This is a genomic window from Aurantibacillus circumpalustris, from assembly GCF_029625215.1.
Lineage (GTDB): Bacteria > Bacteroidota > Bacteroidia > B-17B0 > Aurantibacillaceae > Aurantibacillus > Aurantibacillus circumpalustris.
Map to the genome: position 1 here is coordinate 2,191,422 of NZ_CP121197.1, position 16,549 is coordinate 2,207,970.

15 protein-coding genes are annotated in these 16,549 nt (G+C 34.6%); 2 read left to right on the plus strand and 13 right to left on the minus strand.

The window, feature by feature from the left end; all coding sequences use genetic code 11:
• Positions 1-85 precede the first annotated feature (85 nt).
• Positions 86-2,389 (plus strand): redoxin domain-containing protein, encoded by a 2,304-nt coding sequence (locus P2086_RS09145; RefSeq protein WP_317900146.1) that lies wholly within the window; start codon positions 86-88, stop codon positions 2,387-2,389.
• A gap of 1 nt (position 2,390) precedes the next feature.
• Positions 2,391-3,737, plus strand: coding sequence for an MFS transporter (locus P2086_RS09150; protein WP_317900147.1), 1,347 nt, complete (start codon positions 2,391-2,393; stop codon positions 3,735-3,737).
• 171 nt (positions 3,738-3,908) lie between these two features.
• Here the strand turns inward: P2086_RS09150 and P2086_RS09155 are convergent, their stop codons facing one another.
• The 13 genes from P2086_RS09155 to hflX all read right to left on the minus strand — a co-directional run bounded on the left by P2086_RS09155 (position 3,909) and on the right by hflX (position 16,398).
• Positions 3,909-5,147, minus strand: a complete 1,239-nt coding sequence (locus tag P2086_RS09155) for a class I SAM-dependent methyltransferase (RefSeq protein ID WP_317900148.1) — start codon at positions 5,145-5,147, stop codon at positions 3,909-3,911.
• A gap of 53 nt (positions 5,148-5,200) precedes the next feature.
• Positions 5,201-6,001 (minus strand): DUF1365 domain-containing protein, encoded by an 801-nt coding sequence (locus P2086_RS09160; RefSeq protein WP_317900149.1) that lies wholly within the window; start codon positions 5,999-6,001, stop codon positions 5,201-5,203.
• A gap of 38 nt (positions 6,002-6,039) precedes the next feature.
• Positions 6,040-6,402, minus strand: coding sequence for a four helix bundle protein (locus P2086_RS09165; protein ID WP_317900150.1), 363 nt, complete (start codon positions 6,400-6,402; stop codon positions 6,040-6,042).
• A 150-nt stretch (positions 6,403-6,552) separates the two neighbouring features.
• Positions 6,553-7,797 (minus strand): NAD(P)/FAD-dependent oxidoreductase, encoded by a 1,245-nt coding sequence (locus P2086_RS09170; protein WP_317900151.1) that lies wholly within the window; start codon positions 7,795-7,797, stop codon positions 6,553-6,555.
• A complete protein-coding gene (locus P2086_RS09175; protein ID WP_317900152.1) occupies positions 7,797-8,930 on the minus strand; it encodes an alpha/beta hydrolase fold domain-containing protein in 1,134 nt (377 codons plus the stop codon). Before P2086_RS09175 ends, P2086_RS09170 begins: the two co-directional genes overlap by 1 nt.
• A 1-nt stretch (position 8,931) precedes the next feature.
• A complete protein-coding gene (locus P2086_RS09180) occupies positions 8,932-9,960 on the minus strand; it encodes an SAM-dependent methyltransferase (protein ID WP_317900153.1) in 1,029 nt (342 codons plus the stop codon).
• A 95-nt stretch (positions 9,961-10,055) separates the two neighbouring features.
• Positions 10,056-10,835 carry a DUF1295 domain-containing protein gene (locus P2086_RS09185; protein WP_317900154.1) on the minus strand — a complete coding sequence of 260 codons (780 nt, stop codon included), beginning with the start codon at positions 10,833-10,835 and terminating at the stop codon, positions 10,056-10,058.
• Between the two features lie 108 nt (positions 10,836-10,943).
• Positions 10,944-11,672 carry a bifunctional demethylmenaquinone methyltransferase/2-methoxy-6-polyprenyl-1,4-benzoquinol methylase UbiE gene (ubiE, locus tag P2086_RS09190; RefSeq protein ID WP_317900155.1) on the minus strand — a complete coding sequence of 243 codons (729 nt, stop codon included), beginning with the start codon at positions 11,670-11,672 and terminating at the stop codon, positions 10,944-10,946.
• A gap of 153 nt (positions 11,673-11,825) precedes the next feature.
• Positions 11,826-12,227, minus strand: a complete 402-nt coding sequence (locus tag P2086_RS09195; protein WP_317900156.1) for a GxxExxY protein — start codon at positions 12,225-12,227, stop codon at positions 11,826-11,828.
• A 217-nt stretch (positions 12,228-12,444) separates the two neighbouring features.
• A complete protein-coding gene (locus tag P2086_RS09200) occupies positions 12,445-13,461 on the minus strand; it encodes a bifunctional heptose 7-phosphate kinase/heptose 1-phosphate adenyltransferase (RefSeq protein WP_317900157.1) in 1,017 nt (338 codons plus the stop codon).
• 12 nt (positions 13,462-13,473) lie between these two features.
• The gene (locus tag P2086_RS09205; protein ID WP_317900158.1) at positions 13,474-14,670 is read right to left on the minus strand and encodes a pyridoxal phosphate-dependent aminotransferase; all 1,197 of its coding nucleotides are present in this window, start codon (positions 14,668-14,670) and stop codon (positions 13,474-13,476) included.
• 90 nt (positions 14,671-14,760) lie between these two features.
• Positions 14,761-15,255 carry a GNAT family N-acetyltransferase gene (locus P2086_RS09210; protein WP_317900159.1) on the minus strand — a complete coding sequence of 165 codons (495 nt, stop codon included), beginning with the start codon at positions 15,253-15,255 and terminating at the stop codon, positions 14,761-14,763.
• A gap of 12 nt (positions 15,256-15,267) precedes the next feature.
• The gene (gene hflX, locus P2086_RS09215) at positions 15,268-16,398 is read right to left on the minus strand and encodes a GTPase HflX (protein ID WP_396127463.1); all 1,131 of its coding nucleotides are present in this window, start codon (positions 16,396-16,398) and stop codon (positions 15,268-15,270) included.
• Positions 16,399-16,549: the final 151 nt, after the last annotated feature.

The following is a 16,549-nucleotide window of genomic DNA, read 5'->3' on the forward strand; positions in this document are numbered from 1 at the left end:
ATTTGTAAAATTTAGTCAGTTCACTATTTTCAAATCAATGCGGAGAAAATAGAATGAATGCATTTTCTTATATTTGAGATTAGTTATGGAGAAAATTCACAAAGCTACAACCTTGGCAGTTTTATTTAATCTTGCAGCCATAGCTTGTCTTCTTTCGGGTTTTGTAGTTACACCTATGGTGTTGAGTTTAATTGCTTTTTTTGCGGCAATAAAAGACCTCCCAGTTTACACGAGTAAATACCAATTCATAACTATTTTGGTTTCGACATTAGTGTTGGGCTTATGCATGGATCTGCCAAATGAAAATTTTCCATTAACAACTATTTCTCTTTTATTATTAGCAGTTGTAGCAACTATGCGCATTGCCTTCTTTCGCATATTTTCATACACCTCCTATATTTGGTTTGAACCGATAACACTTGTTTTCGCTGTTGGTTTATACATCATTTCAAATATCATGTACAATCACGATTGGAAAGGATATCTCTTTCCTTTACCGATTATTATTTTTGATTTAGTTTTCACTTGGGGAACAATTAAAGATAAAAATCAATTGCTTAAAGAAGCACGTGGTGGTTACCGCGTTCAGCTTGGAAAGGCTGCGAATGATTTTGAATTACCTGATCAAGATGGAAATACCGTAAAGTTATCTGATTTAAAAGATAAGCGTCACATATTACTCATTTTTGTGCGTGGGGACTGGTGTCCAGGCTGCCACATGATGTTACGCACTTACGAAAAGAATAACGAAAAATTCAAATCGAAAAATATTTTGGTTATGGCCATTGGCCCTGATCCTGTTGGTGTAAATCGCGGAATGGTTGAGAAATTAGGATTAGATTTTAAAGTATTATCTGATGAAGGTCAACGTACAGCCATGATTTACGGTGTGCAGTTAAAAGAGTATGATAATGCTTTTGCTGAAAAGTATGACGAAGGTATTCCTTTGCCAGCATCCTTCCTTATTGATAAAAGTGGAATTGTTCGTTACGTTTCACGGCCAGATAAAGTAGGAGAGTTTTTAAATCCTTCGCTTATATTTCCAATTGTTGATCAACTCGATCAATATTACGTGAGGAGTAAAGTTTTAGAAGCTGAAAACGATACGGCAACTCTTGCTGAAATTAAAAGTAAAAATCTGACGGGTGTTGAAAAATCAATAGACACTTTAAAGAAAGAACTCGACAATTATCAAAGTATTATTGAACAAGCTAACGACGCTATTCTTGTTGTCGACATTGTTGATGGAAGGATTCGTCAAAGTAATCCAAGTGCTTCTAAATTGTTGGAGTACGGTAAGGATGAGTTGGAGAGCCATACTCTATTCGATCTTCAACCAAAAGAATTCCTTGATAAGAGTTCAAAAATGGTTGCTGATGTTTGGGAGAAAGGCGGTCTTATTTATACTGACATTCCTTTTGTGACTAAATCAAATGAAATTATTCCAGTGGAATGTTCGGCAAAAGTGGCACCGTACGCTGGCAGACCAGCCATCGTAATCTACGCACGCGATATTCGTGAACGTTTAAAAATGGAGCGTGAAATTACTGCGCAGCGAAAAGAAATTGACGCCAAAAGTCAGGATATAAGAGATAGTATCGAATATTCAAAACGTATTCAAAGATCAATACTTATAGAAAAAGAAAAACTACAAGAATACGTGCCGGATTCTTTTATTTTATTTAAACCGCGCGATGTTGTGAGTGGGGATTTTTACTGGTTCGATAAATACGATATTAGAAATAGAACCGTAGCTCCAAGAGGAACACCGTATCAAGGCGACTCCCATATATTAGTTGTTGCGGCGATAGATTGCACGGGACACGGTGTGCCGGGTGCGTTTATGAGTATTATAGGGAACAATTTATTAAATCAAACGCTCGATAATACTGAAATAAGTTCACCCGCTGAGGCACTAGATTTTTTAGATAAGAATCTTAAAAAGGGTCTGAATAAAAATGCGGGAGATGTGAAGCTAAGAGACGGAATGGATATTTCATTGGTGAGTATTGATTTAAGCGACAAGGTTCTTGAGTACGCCGGCGCTAATAACCCGATTTACATTGTTCGAAATAATGAATTAATTGTTTTAAAGGCCGATAAACAGCCGATAACAGCTTCACTCGAATCTAAAGCGAAACCCTTTACAAATCAGGTTTTTAAATTAGAAAAAAACGATGCGATTTATTTGTTTACAGATGGTTACGCCGATCAGTTTGGTGGCGAAGATGATAAAAAATTCATGTACAAACGTTTTAAAGAAACCTTGGTAGGTGTTCAGGATAAATGTATGAATGAACAAATGAATATTCTTGAAACGACTTTTGAGAAATGGAAAGGCAGTCACGAACAAGTGGATGATGTTTTAGTTATCGGAATAAAAATATAGAATGAACATCCAAAAACTCCCATTTGGCAAGCAAATTCTCTATGGTTTCGGAATGATGGGTTGGAGCATTATGATCAATCTAATCAGCGTGATCTTGGTGTATTTGTATTTGCCCCCCGAAAGCAGCGGTCTACCAAAATTAATTACGCAGGTTGTTATTTTCGGTTTTTTTAATGTGATCGCTATTGTTACCGCAAGTGGTAGGCTGGTAGATGCTATTGTAGACCCTTTTATAGCACAGTTTAGCGACCGCAGTAAAAATCCGAAAGGACGTAGAATTCCAATGATGAAATGGGCAATTGTACCTTCAATTATTTTTTGTTGTCTAATTTTTTATCCATTAAAACCCGAAGAAAGTAATTTAAACATTGTGTGGCTTGCTTTTGCACTCATTGGTTTTTATGTTTCATCAACAACATACATTATCCCTTACAATGCGTTACTTCCCGAATTGGCGCCAACAGCAGAAGACAAAGTACGCATGTCAACTTTTCAATCGCTGGGATACGTTATGGGAATTGGTATTTCTTCCAATGTTTTTAATTTGACAAATCTTTTACAAACGTCTTTTCAAATCACACAACGGATTTCGGCGCTGCAAATAAGTGTAGTTGTAATGACTTTACTAGCCGGAGTTTTAATGCTAATAACAGTTTTGGTAATTAATGAAAAAAAACATTCTGTCAGCGTTCCGAGTGCCGTTCCTTTAAAGAGCGCGCTTTTACAAACGCTTAGAAACAAAAATTTCTTGTTATTCATTGTTGCAGATTTCTCTTATTTTATCGCAGTAACCATTATAACTTCAGGCTTAATGTATTTTGTGACAGTGCTGCTTCCTTTGCAAGAAAGTGTTGGAAATAAATTAATGATTACAATGGTATTAGTTTCTTTTATTTTTTATCCGATCGTAAATTATCTTGCAAAAAGAATTGGAAAAAAACGAATCGTAATTGTGTCGCTAGGGCTACTTTCATTAGTTTTTTTAGGAGTTTTCTTTTTAGGAAGGACAGATTTTCGGCCACTCATACAAATCTATTCGCTTATAGCATTTGCTGCAATTCCTTTAGCTTCCCTAAACATATTACCAAATGCCATCTTAGCTGAAATCATTGCAAAAGATAGTTTAGAAACCAAAGAAAATAAAGAGGCCATCTATTTTGCGGTACGTTACTTTTTTGTGAAAATCGCTCAGACCTTTGGTATCGCTTTATTCGCAATGCTGCTTATTTACGGCAAAGATGTTGGCAATGATCTAGGAATTCGATTGAATGGTGTTTTAGGGTTTGTGTTGTGCTTTTTAGCCTCGTTGATTTTTACAAGATTTAAGGAGCCGAAGCCGTCGACTTAGTAAAATTAACCACATAGGTACATAGGTTGCATAGAGTTGAGCAATCATATTTAAGAAATAAAGAGTACATAGAGTTTGAAGCTTCGCTTCAAATGAGTATGAAATTTTTTTTGATTTAAAGCGATAAATCTGCATCCTTTCAACTATAGGCTATCAACTATTGACTTTCGACTAACGACCAACGTTATTCGGTCTGGTATAAACTAATTGCATCACATGGATGTTTCTCATAGCAAAGGCGGCTTCGCAGTATGAAAAATAATAATTCCATTTGCGAATAAAATAATCATCGAAACCTAACTTCTTAATCTCTTCAATATTTTTAGAAAATTCTTGTTGCCAGATTTTTAAAGTATGAGCGTAATCTAAACCTAAGTCTTTTAAGTCTACCAGAGTCAAATCACACACTTCGTTAATGGCTTTATTAATGGCTGTTACAGAAGGTAATAAAGAACCAGGAAAAATATGTTTTTGAATCCAGTCTACGCCATTCTTTAAATGCTCGAAACGGCTGTCGGGACATGTAATGACTTGTATGGCGAATATGCCATCTTTTTTAAGTAAATCGCTACATTTTTTAAAATACTCGTTATAAAATTCGGCACCGACAGCTTCCAGCATTTCAATAGAAACAAGCTTGTCAAATTTCCCTTCCATCAAACGGTAATCTTTTAAAATAACAGAAACTTTATCAGATAAATTTTCTTTAATAATTCTTTCGTTAGCGAGTTTGTGCTGTTCTTCAGAGATTGTTAAGCTAGTAACTTTACAGCCATAAGTTTTTGCAATGTAAATTGCATTTCCGCCCCAACCGCTACCGATTTCAAGAACATGGTCACTCGGTTTTAAATTTAATTGTCTGCATAAACGATCGTACTTCGCTAACTGTGCTTCTTCCAAAGTCATATTTTCCTCTTTGAAGTATGCGGAGGAGTAGGTCATTGTTGGATCAAGAAATAAGGAGAAAAAAGTATTGTTGAGGTCGTAGTGTTCTGAAATATTTTTCTTAGAACCACCAATGCTGTTTGTTTTTTTTGAGTGATAGATTTTATTGAAAAATTTTAGAACATTTATGAAAAAATTATTGTGCAAACTTCCTGAAATACCAGGTGTGTTTTCGATATTCAAAAGAAACCATTTAATTACGTTTTGAATGTTGGGTGTTTCCCAATCACCATCTACATATGATTCTCCAAAACCAATATCACCGTATAAAACACAACGTTTAAAGAAATTCGAATTTTTTATTTCGATTCTAGCGCAAATAGAATTTTCACCATTCCCAAATTTTAATTCTTGTCCGCTCGGCAGAATTAACTCTAACGACCCTAATTGCATTTCTGAAAAAAGTCCTAAAAGAATTCTTTCGTAGAAACCAATTTTGTCGTTTATGGCTATTATTGTTGACATTCTGCTTATTACGAATTTATGTATTTAACACTGTTAATCAAATAAAGTAAATCCTACCTTTTTTCCTCGTATTTACGAAATACGTCTTGTTGTAGATGTGCGTTTTCTGCTTTTTTATGAAAATGTAATTTCTTTAACCAAAGGCGAAAAGCTTGCCAGTGAATTAAACCAATTATTCTTAGGGTTAGTAAAGGAAAACGAACACTATAAATAAAAAGATTATAGTTCGAGAGCTCCTTCCTAGAGCCAGTTAAAGTACTAATGAAGAAGCGCTCTTCATCTTTGTAATCATCTATTCGGATATTCAGTTTTTCAGTTGGAACAGTGAGATTAAAGTCGAAATTTGTATCGTGATCGATAAATGGGGATACGTAAAAGTACTTTGAGGTGTTAAGATGAAATCCTTTTTCATTCAGAGTTTCTTTTCCCAAGAAATATGGCTTTATCTCACCAAAAGTATTTCCAACTTCGGCAATTGCACATTCAGCTTCGTTGTTTTTACCCAAAACAAAGTAGAAGGACACAGGATTAAAGTTGTAACCTAATATGTTCAGGTTTGTTAACAGCATTATTCTTTGATTAACATATTTCACGCCATTTTGTTCAAGATACGCGATAATATGTTCTTTGGTAGATTTGTCCCTATTAGGACCGTCAATCGGCAATTGAATGTGTTCGTTATCGCGGAGTGAGAAAAAGTTAAATCCGTTTTTGCTCAGCATCCAGTGTTTTTTAACCAACGTGTCAATTTCATCAAGGTCGATATAGAACATAAATACGTTGTAGTGAAATCGGTGAGATTTCGGCTTCAAACGGTTGTGCATGACTTTAGCTCTATAGAGGCAACTGTTCATAGATGGAAAATGTAAAAGGGAATATGGAAAATGGTGGTTTATTCATTCTTGGATGATTTTTTTATTGCTGCGAAAATATTTTTTAAATCATGAGACTCTTTAAGGAAGATTTCAAAATCCTTTTTATACTTAGGGTCTTCATATAATTCTGCCAGAACTCTCAACCAATAATGACTCTCTCTTGCTTCTTTATAACTAATGCCAATCTTATTCGTGAAATCTCTTTTAGATACAGCTCCCTGCGCCTCTTCATAATTTGCTCCTATTGAAATACTTGATCTTCCAACCTGTAATTTTGGAATTTTATAAATGTAATCCTCAGGAAGTTTTTTTAGAAATTTCAAAGTATTTACACCGAAGTAAAATGTCCTATCTAATAATTGTTGTGTTTTCTCGTTCATTTGGGTCTATTTTAGGTTAAATTTAAATTTTAAAAAATAGCTACATCATCCATTTTCCATTTTACCTTTTACATCAGCCATTTTGCCCATCTTCCTTTTGCAATTTTCCATTTTATTTTCACGCCCAACTTCCATCTTCCATTTTACATCTTACATTCGCAGACACAATTCCACCGCGCTCTTAAAAGCGTCTTCATGAAAGCCGTAATTAAAATAGCTTCCACAAAAATAAAGTGGTCCGTTTTGGTTCAACAAAGGTAGTTTCTTTTGTGCATTAATAGCAGGTAAATCAAATAGTGGGTGTTCGTAGTCAATTTCTCTTATAAGTTTATTTTTAGCAATACTATTTGGAAAGGCATTAATCGAAACAAAATAATTTTTCTTTTTACTTACTCCTTGTAAGTTATTCATCCAATAAATAGTTGTCGGCAAAAGTTCTCTGTCAATCTCCTCGATTCGGTAATTCCAGCTACTCCATGTTTTTTTATTTTTTGGCATCACTGATTCATCCGTATGCACTGTTGCAATATTTTTCTGGTATTTAAACGGACTTAAGAGACGTTTTTCATCAGCACTTGGTTCTGTCAAGATTTTTAAAGCTTGATCGGCATGACAAGCGAAAATCACCTTATCAAATTCTTTTTGTGTTCCATCTTTTAAAATAACGATCGCTTTTTTATCTTTTTTTGAGACGCTCACAACAGCATTATTGATCTGAATTTCATCTTTAAAAGGTTTGATTAGAATTTCTTTATACGATTCGCTCCCTTTTTCTAAAGTGTACCATTGGTGTTGCGTGTTTAAGCCTAAAAAGCCGTGGTTCTTAAAAAATCGAATGAGTGTTAAGGCAGGAAAGTCCAGCATCTTGTCCATCGGTGTACTCCAAACTGCAGAACTCATTGGCACTAAGTATTTCCAAAGCATCTCTTCACTAAATTTAAATTCCTTAATGAATTCTCTTAATGAATGATTTTCGTACCGCTTGTCTTCAAGTATTTCTAAACTTATTTTATTAAATCTAGAAATTTCCATTAACATTTTAATGTATGAAATGTTGAAGATATTCTTGCGTTGTGCAAACAAACCGTTTATTCCCGAACTGCAGTATTCTAGTCCGGTAGGTTTGTACTGAACGCTAAAGGACATGTCTGTTTTTTTAATCGACGCTTTTATTTCATCAAATAATTTTACGAGATTGGGATAGGTTTCAAAATTAAAAACCATAAAACCAGTATCCATAAACACATCTTTTCCATCTTCGTCAACGGCAACTGTATTTGTGTGTCCTCCTATATAATCGTTCTGTTCAAAAATACTGAGTTCGTATTTTTTATGCAGGAAATGTGCGCAACCCATTCCTGCAATTCCTGTTCCTATGATTGCTAACTTCTCCATTAATTTCTGGTCACTGAGTAAATAAATCGTTCTATACTAAAAGTTGTAATTTGGCCGCTGGGACCGTTAATAGTGTAATCGCAACCATGCGATGCCCACGGCAAGTTTAAAAAATAATGAGGCACTTTTTTTTCTTCTAGTTTTTTATCCAAATGAACGCTGTGAAAATAAGAAACCAGTGCGTCATGTGGCCCATGAATGAGTAGAGTAGGGGGTGAGTTCTCTTCCGCAAATTCAAAAGCACTTGCTTCATGATATTTTTGAGGAACGTCGTCAATTAAACCGCCGAAATAATCCCTGAAAATTTGTTCAGTATTTAAGACTAATTTATTTGACCTAAATCTTGCACCCCAAACCATATCTGCTGGTCCGTAAAACGAAACAACTCCTTTGATGTTTTGATTATTAAATGTGTAGGCTGCAACCAAAGCTATTTGTGCACCCGCTGATCTTCCCAATAAAACAAAATTAGTGGTATCAATTTTTAAGTCCTCAGAATTATTTATTAAAAAGGCTAAAGCATCTTTTGTGTCCTCAACCTGTGAAGGTGATTTAAATTCAGGCGCCTTACGATAATTAATAGAGGCGACATGATAGCCTTTTTGCGACAAATAGTAGTTAAGGTCAGGTAACTGTTTGCTGTCGCCAGACGACCAGGATCCGCCATGAATGACTATTATGCAGGGATGCTTACCTTCTAATAAAGATGGATAAAAATCAATTTCGAGATTTTCATCTTCTGTTTTTTTATACACTAAAATTTGAGGTTCTGTTTTTTGAAACCCTATTCCGGTAAGTAGTTTCAATAGTGAAAAAGGTTGTTTAAGGAAATCGTTTTTCTTTTGAAATGGAAAGTTTTTAGCAAGATCTTCTTCCAGATTTTTACCACGGCTATGAACTTCAAAAATCGGCAAACAATAAAATACAAGACTTATACTTGAAATAAAAATCACCACAATTTTATAATAATCGGCGTAAAAACAAGATATTATGAATAAAGAAGTAATTGTTATAGGAATGTATGGAAACTCAATAGTTACAATTGATACTTTCCACAAAAAGTTTGTTGGTGCTTTAAAAAAAACCAAAAGAGAAATGAGAAATAAAAGTAATGCAATGACCAATCGCCACATATTAATTTTTATTGAAAAGGTAGTGACTTACAATCCATTCTTCGCCATTATTATAACCCCACAATTCGGCGCAAGCCATGTAAAATATACGCCAATAAACCCACCATTTAAGAGCATCTTTTTTGCCGTAAGTAATTTCAAAAATGGTCATAATTTCTTTTTTATGCTTATCCATATTTTTCAACCAAGCCTCAGATGTTTTGCTGTAGTGCATGCCACTCACACGCCAATGTTTTTCTATACTTAAATTTTCGTTAAAGTAAAGTAAAAGGTCATCACTAGGCATTATACCGCCCGTAAAAAAGTACTTGCTCATCCAATCTGTTTCATCTAACACTTCAAATTTGTAAGCTAGTTCTTTATGGGTGAAAATATGAACAAATAATTTCCCTTGCGGTTTTAGGGCATTAGCAACAAGTAACATGAGTTTTTTGTAATTGCGCATGTGCTCAAACATTTCAACCGAAACAACACGATCGTATGTATGTTCTGGTTTAAAATCATTCATGTTAACTGTGATTACAGTTAAGTTTGTAATCCCTCTTTGTGTTGCCTGATTGTCAATGTATGTTTTTTGCGTTTTCGAATTTGAAACAACTGTAATCCTACTTTTAGAATATCTGGCCGCCATAAATAGTGATAAAGAACCCCAACCACAACCAAGCTCTAGTACATCTTGACCATCTTGCAGCTCAGCACGCTCGCAAGTCAGTTCCAGCATGTCTTTTTCCGAGGTGTCAATAGTTGAGACGCCTTCTTTCCAGTATCCACTACTGTATTTTAAATGTTTTCCGAGACAATGCTGATAGAATTCAGTCGGAACTTCGTAATGTTGTTCATTAGCCTCTTGTGTATTAATAGCAATAGGAGAACTTTTTAGTTCTTCAATTAATTGCATTAAATGTTTCTGATTGTTTTCTGGACTTCCTTTGTCCTCGTCTTTCAGGCGTTGTTTCAATAATTTTCTAATTCCAATGCGAATGAAAACATCCGGAATTTTATTTTTTTCTAAGAATGTATTATACCACATACCTATTTTTTAATGGAAAATGTAAGATGGTAGATGGAAAATGTAATTACTCTTTTTCATTGCTAGTTCACCTCTTTCATTTTCCCGTTTACATTTTACTTTTTTTTGAACCACGGAACAAAAACACTTGTTGTCTTTTGATACTTTTTATAAGCTTCTCCTTTGCTTCGAATAGCTTGTTCTTCTGTCATAGGAATGCCGGTTACTTTAAAAATTAAATAGCCAATAGAAATGGGGCAAATAACCGCTAACCAACCATAAGGACTTGGTAAGGCAAAAATCAAAACTGAAATCCATATTGAAAATTGAAAAAAGTAATTCGGATGTCTTGAATAATTCCACAAACCGTATTGGCAGACTTTTCCTTTGTTTTCAGCTTGTTTTTTAAAGTGCTGCAATTGCCAGTCTGAAACACCTTCACCAATAATGCAAAGAAACCAAAGTACGGCACCAATGTATTCGATTGTGGTAATTTCTGGAGATGTATTAAGAGCGATAATAAAAAACGGAATCGATAACATGACATTTGAAAATGCCTGCATTTGAAAAAAGAAAAAGAATTTTGTCTTGTTCCATTCTTCCCTTAATTTTTTATAACGGCCTTCTTCAACATCTAAATGCGATCCAACTCTAATTGACAAGTAAATTCCAAGTCGAATGCTCCATAAAGCTGCTAGTGCACAAACAAGATTTTTTCTTTCGGAAAAACCATCAGCTAGCAACCAAATGATAATAGCGATTACCAAAAAATTGGTGGACCAAAAAATATCTACAATGCCATTATTTTTAATTTTTAAGGCCCAAAGCCAAATAAGGATCATGATAATGGCCACTATTGCCCATGAAATTAAAGGTATTGATAAATATTGGCTCATGTTTAAACGATAAGTTAAGTAGCTATAACAATTCTAAGAAGAATTAGTTCACGCGGTACACTTAAACTTACGAATAAAATCTTGAAATAGTTTTAAAAGAGAATAAATCTATTTCTCTCCCGAATAAATTGCCGCAATACCAAAACTAACAAGTTCAAAAGAGGTGTTCTTGTATTTAAGACTGTTTAGAATTTCTATGAATTTTTCATTATGAGGAAAAGCCTTTACACTTTCTGTCAAATAGGTGTAAGCTCTTGTATCTTTTGAAAATATTTTGCCAATAAATGGCGTTACTTTAGAAAAATAGAAATTGTAAAATCCTTTAATGAATGCGTTGCGGGGATAAGAAAATTCGAGCACAACTAATTGCCCGCCTGGTTTCAGCATTCTATGTAAATTACTCAAACCTGCATTTAAATTCTGGAAATTACGAACTCCAAATCCAACAACAATCGCATCAAAACTATTGTCCGGAAAAAATATAGTTTCAGCATTACCGTTTTTTAAAGAAATTATAGAATCCAATTTCAGAACTTTTAATTTCTCTCTACCATACTTCATCATCCCGTCACTGATATCAATTCCAATAATGGATTCTGGATTTAATTTCGCGCATTCAATGGCAAAATCTCCAGTGCCTGTAGCAACATCTAATATTTTTTTTGGTTGTTTATCTTTTAAAAGTTTAACACATCTTTTTCTCCAGCCTCTGTGTATGCCTAAAGAAAGAATGCTATTTAAAAGGTCGTAACGTTTGGCGATGTTATCGAACATCAGCGCTACTTGTTCTTTTTTTTCGTCTTGTGTATTGTATGGTGTAACTGAATCATGCTTCATTTTAACACAGAGTTTGAGAGTAAATGAGGAGCACAGAGACTTCTCTTGATGATACGATAATAAGAAAATTATTAAAATTAGATTTCATTAGTTAATTCGAGACTAGGTCATATTAATTTACAAAAAACATTAAAGAAAATTTTACAGAATCGTTTAATTATTAAGGTCTCCATTAATTCTTCTTCTAATTCCGTCTTTTAGCAATTCGACGTTAAAGTTAATAAGTAAACCTAGTTTTTTGTTTGAAAGCTTTAAATATGTCATTAATTGAGCTTCATGTATAGGTTGAAGATCTTCAATGGATTTAATTTCTAGTATTAACACATTGTTGACTAATATGTCAAGTATAAAATCTTTATCTAATTTTTCTTTTCTAAAATAAACTGGAAGCTTAACTTGATGTTTTACGTCTAACCCTTCTTCACGCAATAATTTTATGAGGCATATTTCGTATACTGATTCAAGAAGACCGGGTCCAAGCTCTTTATGTACTTCTATTGCACACTTAATTACTAGTTTTGTCAGCTCATTATATTCGACTTCTGTGTATTTCATTCTAATAAGTAATACCTTAGAGTTGGATTATAAAACACTTTTTCATTCTTAGTTTAGTTAAAATTAAGATTTTCTCAATGAACATTTTAATCTCTGTTTCTCAGCGTTCAATTTGAAAGGTAAATCCTACTAGTTGGTAGTATTATTTTTCTCTGTGAACCTCTTAATCTCTTTTTCTCTGTGTTAAAAAAGGATGCTAACTGTTCTTATATGCACGTTATTTTACGAATTCCAACTTCAAAGCCTCTTCCAATAACTGCTCTTTATTAACCGGTACAACACCGATTTGTTCGCAGACAAGTCCACCTGAAAGATTAGAAATAGCGGCTGTTAAAATATCGTTACAATCTAGAGCTCTGCATAAGGAGGCAACGCTAATAACGGTATCGCCGGCTCCACTCACATCAGCAATACTTCTAATATGCGCAGGTAAATGTTCTTTTACTTTTCTTGAATTAGTAATCACACCTTTTTCTGCAAGGGTAAGTAAAACGGTTTCTACTTTTTGTTTTACACGAAAACTACTTACGGCTCTTTGTAACTCGTTAATGTTATCACCAGAAATATCGAGCTTCACACCTTCACGTAGTTCTTTTAAATTTGGTTTGAATAAACTTACACCTTTATAGGAATTAAAGTTCTTCTTCTTAGGATCTACGCAGGTAGGAATCCCTTTACTTTTAGTGAGTTCTACAACTTTAGAAATTAGTTTCGGGGTAATTAATCCTTTATTATAATCTTCGAAAATAATCACATCGATTTTGTCATGACTAATAATATAAGAAATCAATGTAATGAGTTGTTGTGTTTCATGTGCAGTAATATCTTCTTCCTCTTCTTCGTCTACACGCAGTAATTGTGTGTTATTGCCGATTACCCTTGTTTTTACAGTTGTAACACGGTCGCGACTTTTTAAAATTCCTTTTTGACTGAGTTTTTGGTTTTTAAGAAGATCCATAAACGCCTGACCTTCATAATCAACACCAATTACAGAACACAAAATTGGATTTGCACCAAGCGCTTGAATGTTTAACGCAACATTTGCAGCACCGCCAAGCCTTCTTTCTTTTTTAGCCACAGCAACAATAGGCACGGGTGCCTCTGGTGAAATTCTACTTACTTTTCCCCACAAATAACTATCAATCATAACGTCTCCAATAATGAGTACGTTTAAGTTATTGAAGGATTTAAAAATATCGCGGATGCGGTCTTTTTTAATTGAAAATCTTTTCATTCTAATTGTAAATTATTGAAGTTTGGCAAGAGCCTCCTTCATTCGTCTTAAAGCTTCTATTAATTTTTCTTCGCTGGTAGCGTATGAAAATCTTACGTACCTATCTTCACCAAAGGCAGCTCCTGGAACAAGAGCGAGATGACCTTCGTCAAGCAAAAATATAGTAAGATCAGTACCATTGTTTATCACATGGTCTTTGTATTTTTTTCCAAAATAGTACGATACTTCAGGATAGACGTAAAACGCACCTTGCGGTGTATTGGTTTTTAATCCTGGAATATCCTTCATTAGTTTAAGAACCAAATCCCTGCGTTTTAAAAATGCATTACGCATTGGCTCTATGTAAGTGGGATAATCCAATTCCATTGCCTTGTGCATTGCTTTTTGAGTAATGCTACTTGTAGCCGATGTAAATTGACCTTGAATTTTATCGCAAGCTTGTGCAATCCATTTTGGTGCAGCCATTATTCCACCGCGCCAACCGGTCATTGCAAATCCTTTTGAAACGCCGTTAATTGTTATAATTCTGTCTTTAATAAAATCAAATTGCGCAAAACTTTGGTGTCCACCAATGAAATTAATATGCTCATAAATTTCATCACTGATAATATATAATTCTGGGTATTTGACAACAACTTCCGCCAATGCTTTTAGTTCTTGCTTGGTATACACACTGCCTGTTGGATTGCAGGGTGTACTCAACATAATAACTTTTGTTTTCGGCGTAATGGCTTTTTCTAACTGTTGTGCAGATATTTTAAAATCAGATTCAATAGTTGTATCCACAATAACAGGATTACCTTCCGCTAGTTTTAATATTTCGAGGTAGCTCACCCAAAACGGTGCAGGAATAATAACTTCATCACCTGGGTTTACCAAACACAACACAGCATTTGCAATACTTTGTTTTGCGCCAGTAGAGACAACAATTTCATCAGCTGTATAATCTAAACCGTTATCACGTTTAAACTTCATGCAAATAGCTTCGCGTAATTCAACATATCCTGAAACATGTGTATAGTAGCTGAAATTATCGTCAATGGCTTTTTTAGCAGCGTCTTTAATGATTTGCGGTGTAGCAAAATCTGGCTCTCCCAAACTTAAACTGATGATGTCAATTCCCTGTGCTTTTAGTTCACGGCTTTTTCTCGCCATAGCAATTGTTTGTGACTCGGAGATTCGGTTTACTCTATCTGAAAGCTTTCCCATAGAAAAATTTGTAATTAACAAATCTAATAACAATTATTGAAAATGAATGATTTAAATCCAAAGATTTGAAGTGATTTAAATAGTGTTAATTTAAACTTTTTTGCCCAATATGAGAAGGTCGCGCATAGTACCATCCAAATTTGCAATACCTGGTAAATGAGCCCATTTTTCGAAACCAAAGGAATAAAAGAGTTTTAAACTTGTATCGTTATGACCAAATATAAAACCGAGTAAAGAATGAATGTTTAGCTCGGGAGCTACGTCAATCGCCATTTGTAAACAAATTTTACCAAGCCCTTTTCCGCGGAATTTATCTTCCAAATAAATACTTATTTCTATTGCGCCTTGGTAAGCAGGTCTTCCATAAAAGGAATTAAAACTCATCCAACCTGCATATTCCTCATTACACGAAACGATCCATAAAGGTCTTTTGTCTTGTGAATGTGAATCAAACCACTCTTGTCTACTTTGAACGCTAATTTCTTCAGTGTCCGCTGTTACAACGCGCGAAGGGATCGTAGAATTATAGGTCTCTACAATTTTAGCAAGATCTTCGTGTTTTGCATATCTAAAATCTATTGTCAATGCCGAAGTGTTTTAATAAAGAAGGTTATTGTACGGATAACGTTTTAAATGCAGTTCCTTAACCATTTCGTAAACGGTTTTTTTAAATTCATCAAGTCCTTCTTTTGATTGCGCGCTAATGAATAAGCAAGGGTTATTCAAACTCTTCATCCAGGTGTTTTTAATTTCTTCGAGCGTTAAATTATCGCGGGTAGATGGCGTTAAATCGTCTTCGTCTTTGTGCGTGTATGTGAAAGCATCAATTTTATTAAATACTAAAATGGTTGGTTTGTCTCCTGCTCCAATTTCTAATAAAGTTTGTTTTACAACGTTAATATGCTCTTCAAAATTTTTATGCGAAATATCTACCACATGAATAAGTACATCTGCTTCGCGGACTTCATCCAACGTTGATTTAAAACTTTCAACTAATTGTGTGGGAAGTTTTCTAATAAATCCTACAGTATCACTTAAAAGAAAAAATACATTATCTAAAGTGACTTTTCTTACAGTTGTATCCAGCGTAGCGAATAATTTATTTTCAGCAAACACATTACTCTTGCTCAGCAGATTCATAATTGTGCTTTTCCCTACATTGGTATAACCAACAAGTGCCACGCGAATTAACTCGCCACGGTTTTTACGTTGTGTGGCCATTTGTTTGTCAATGTCACGCAACCTTTCTTTCATCAAAGCGATTTTGTCACGCACAATCCTTCTGTCAGTCTCAATTTCTTTTTCACCAGCGCCACCGCGTGTTCCGGTGCCACCACGCTGACGTTCTAAGTGTGTCCACATACCCGTTAATCGAGGAAGCATATATTGGTATTGTGCTAATTGCACTTGCGTTTTAGCATGCGCTGTTTGTGCTCGCTGCTCAAATATTTCAAGAATAAGCGTGGTGCGATCCAGTATTTTTTTCCCTAATTCTTTTTCGAGATTTCGTTGCTGTGAAGGTGATAATTCGTCATCAAAAATCACCACATCAATGGCATTCTCAAGAACAAAGTTTTTTATTTCTTCTAATTTACCTTTTCCAATAAAGGTCGCTTTATCAGGCTTTTCTAATTTTTGAGTGTAGGTCTTTATTGTTTTAAGGCCATAGGTCTCTGCGAGAAAAGCAAGTTCGTCAAGGTATTCTTTCGAAAGTCCGTCGTCCTGCATTTTATTAATTACTCCAATTAGAATGCAGCAGTGAGAGGGTATGGCGGTTGAGATTGGTTCAGGCTTCAATTTTATAATATGTAAGATGGAAAATGTAAAATGGAAGATGTCCGGATAACATTTTCCGTTTTCTATCTACCATTTTCCATTC

Bases quoted from the DNA above. Each gene is read 5' to 3' on its own strand.
- P2086_RS09145 (WP_317900146.1), top strand. From the start codon at position 86: ATGGAGAAAATTCACAAAGCTACAACCTTGGCAGTTTTATTTAATCTT.
- P2086_RS09150 (WP_317900147.1), top strand. From the start codon at position 2,391: ATGAACATCCAAAAACTCCCATTTGGCAAGCAAATTCTCTATGGTTTC.
- P2086_RS09155 (WP_317900148.1), bottom strand. From the start codon at position 5,147: ATGTCAACAATAATAGCCATAAACGACAAAATTGGTTTCTACGAAAGA.
- P2086_RS09160 (WP_317900149.1), bottom strand. From the start codon at position 6,001: ATGAACAGTTGCCTCTATAGAGCTAAAGTCATGCACAACCGTTTGAAG.
- P2086_RS09165 (WP_317900150.1), bottom strand. From the start codon at position 6,402: ATGAACGAGAAAACACAACAATTATTAGATAGGACATTTTACTTCGGT.
- P2086_RS09170 (WP_317900151.1), bottom strand. From the start codon at position 7,797: ATGGAGAAGTTAGCAATCATAGGAACAGGAATTGCAGGAATGGGTTGC.
- P2086_RS09175 (WP_317900152.1), bottom strand. From the start codon at position 8,930: ATGTGGCGATTGGTCATTGCATTACTTTTATTTCTCATTTCTCTTTTG.
- P2086_RS09180 (WP_317900153.1), bottom strand. From the start codon at position 9,960: ATGTGGTATAATACATTCTTAGAAAAAAATAAAATTCCGGATGTTTTC.
- P2086_RS09185 (WP_317900154.1), bottom strand. From the start codon at position 10,835: ATGAGCCAATATTTATCAATACCTTTAATTTCATGGGCAATAGTGGCC.
- ubiE (WP_317900155.1), bottom strand. From the start codon at position 11,672: ATGAAGCATGATTCAGTTACACCATACAATACACAAGACGAAAAAAAA.
- P2086_RS09195 (WP_317900156.1), bottom strand. From the start codon at position 12,227: ATGAAATACACAGAAGTCGAATATAATGAGCTGACAAAACTAGTAATT.
- P2086_RS09200 (WP_317900157.1), bottom strand. From the start codon at position 13,461: ATGAAAAGATTTTCAATTAAAAAAGACCGCATCCGCGATATTTTTAAA.
- P2086_RS09205 (WP_317900158.1), bottom strand. From the start codon at position 14,670: ATGGGAAAGCTTTCAGATAGAGTAAACCGAATCTCCGAGTCACAAACA.
- hflX (WP_396127463.1), bottom strand. From the start codon at position 16,398: ATGCAGGACGACGGACTTTCGAAAGAATACCTTGACGAACTTGCTTTT.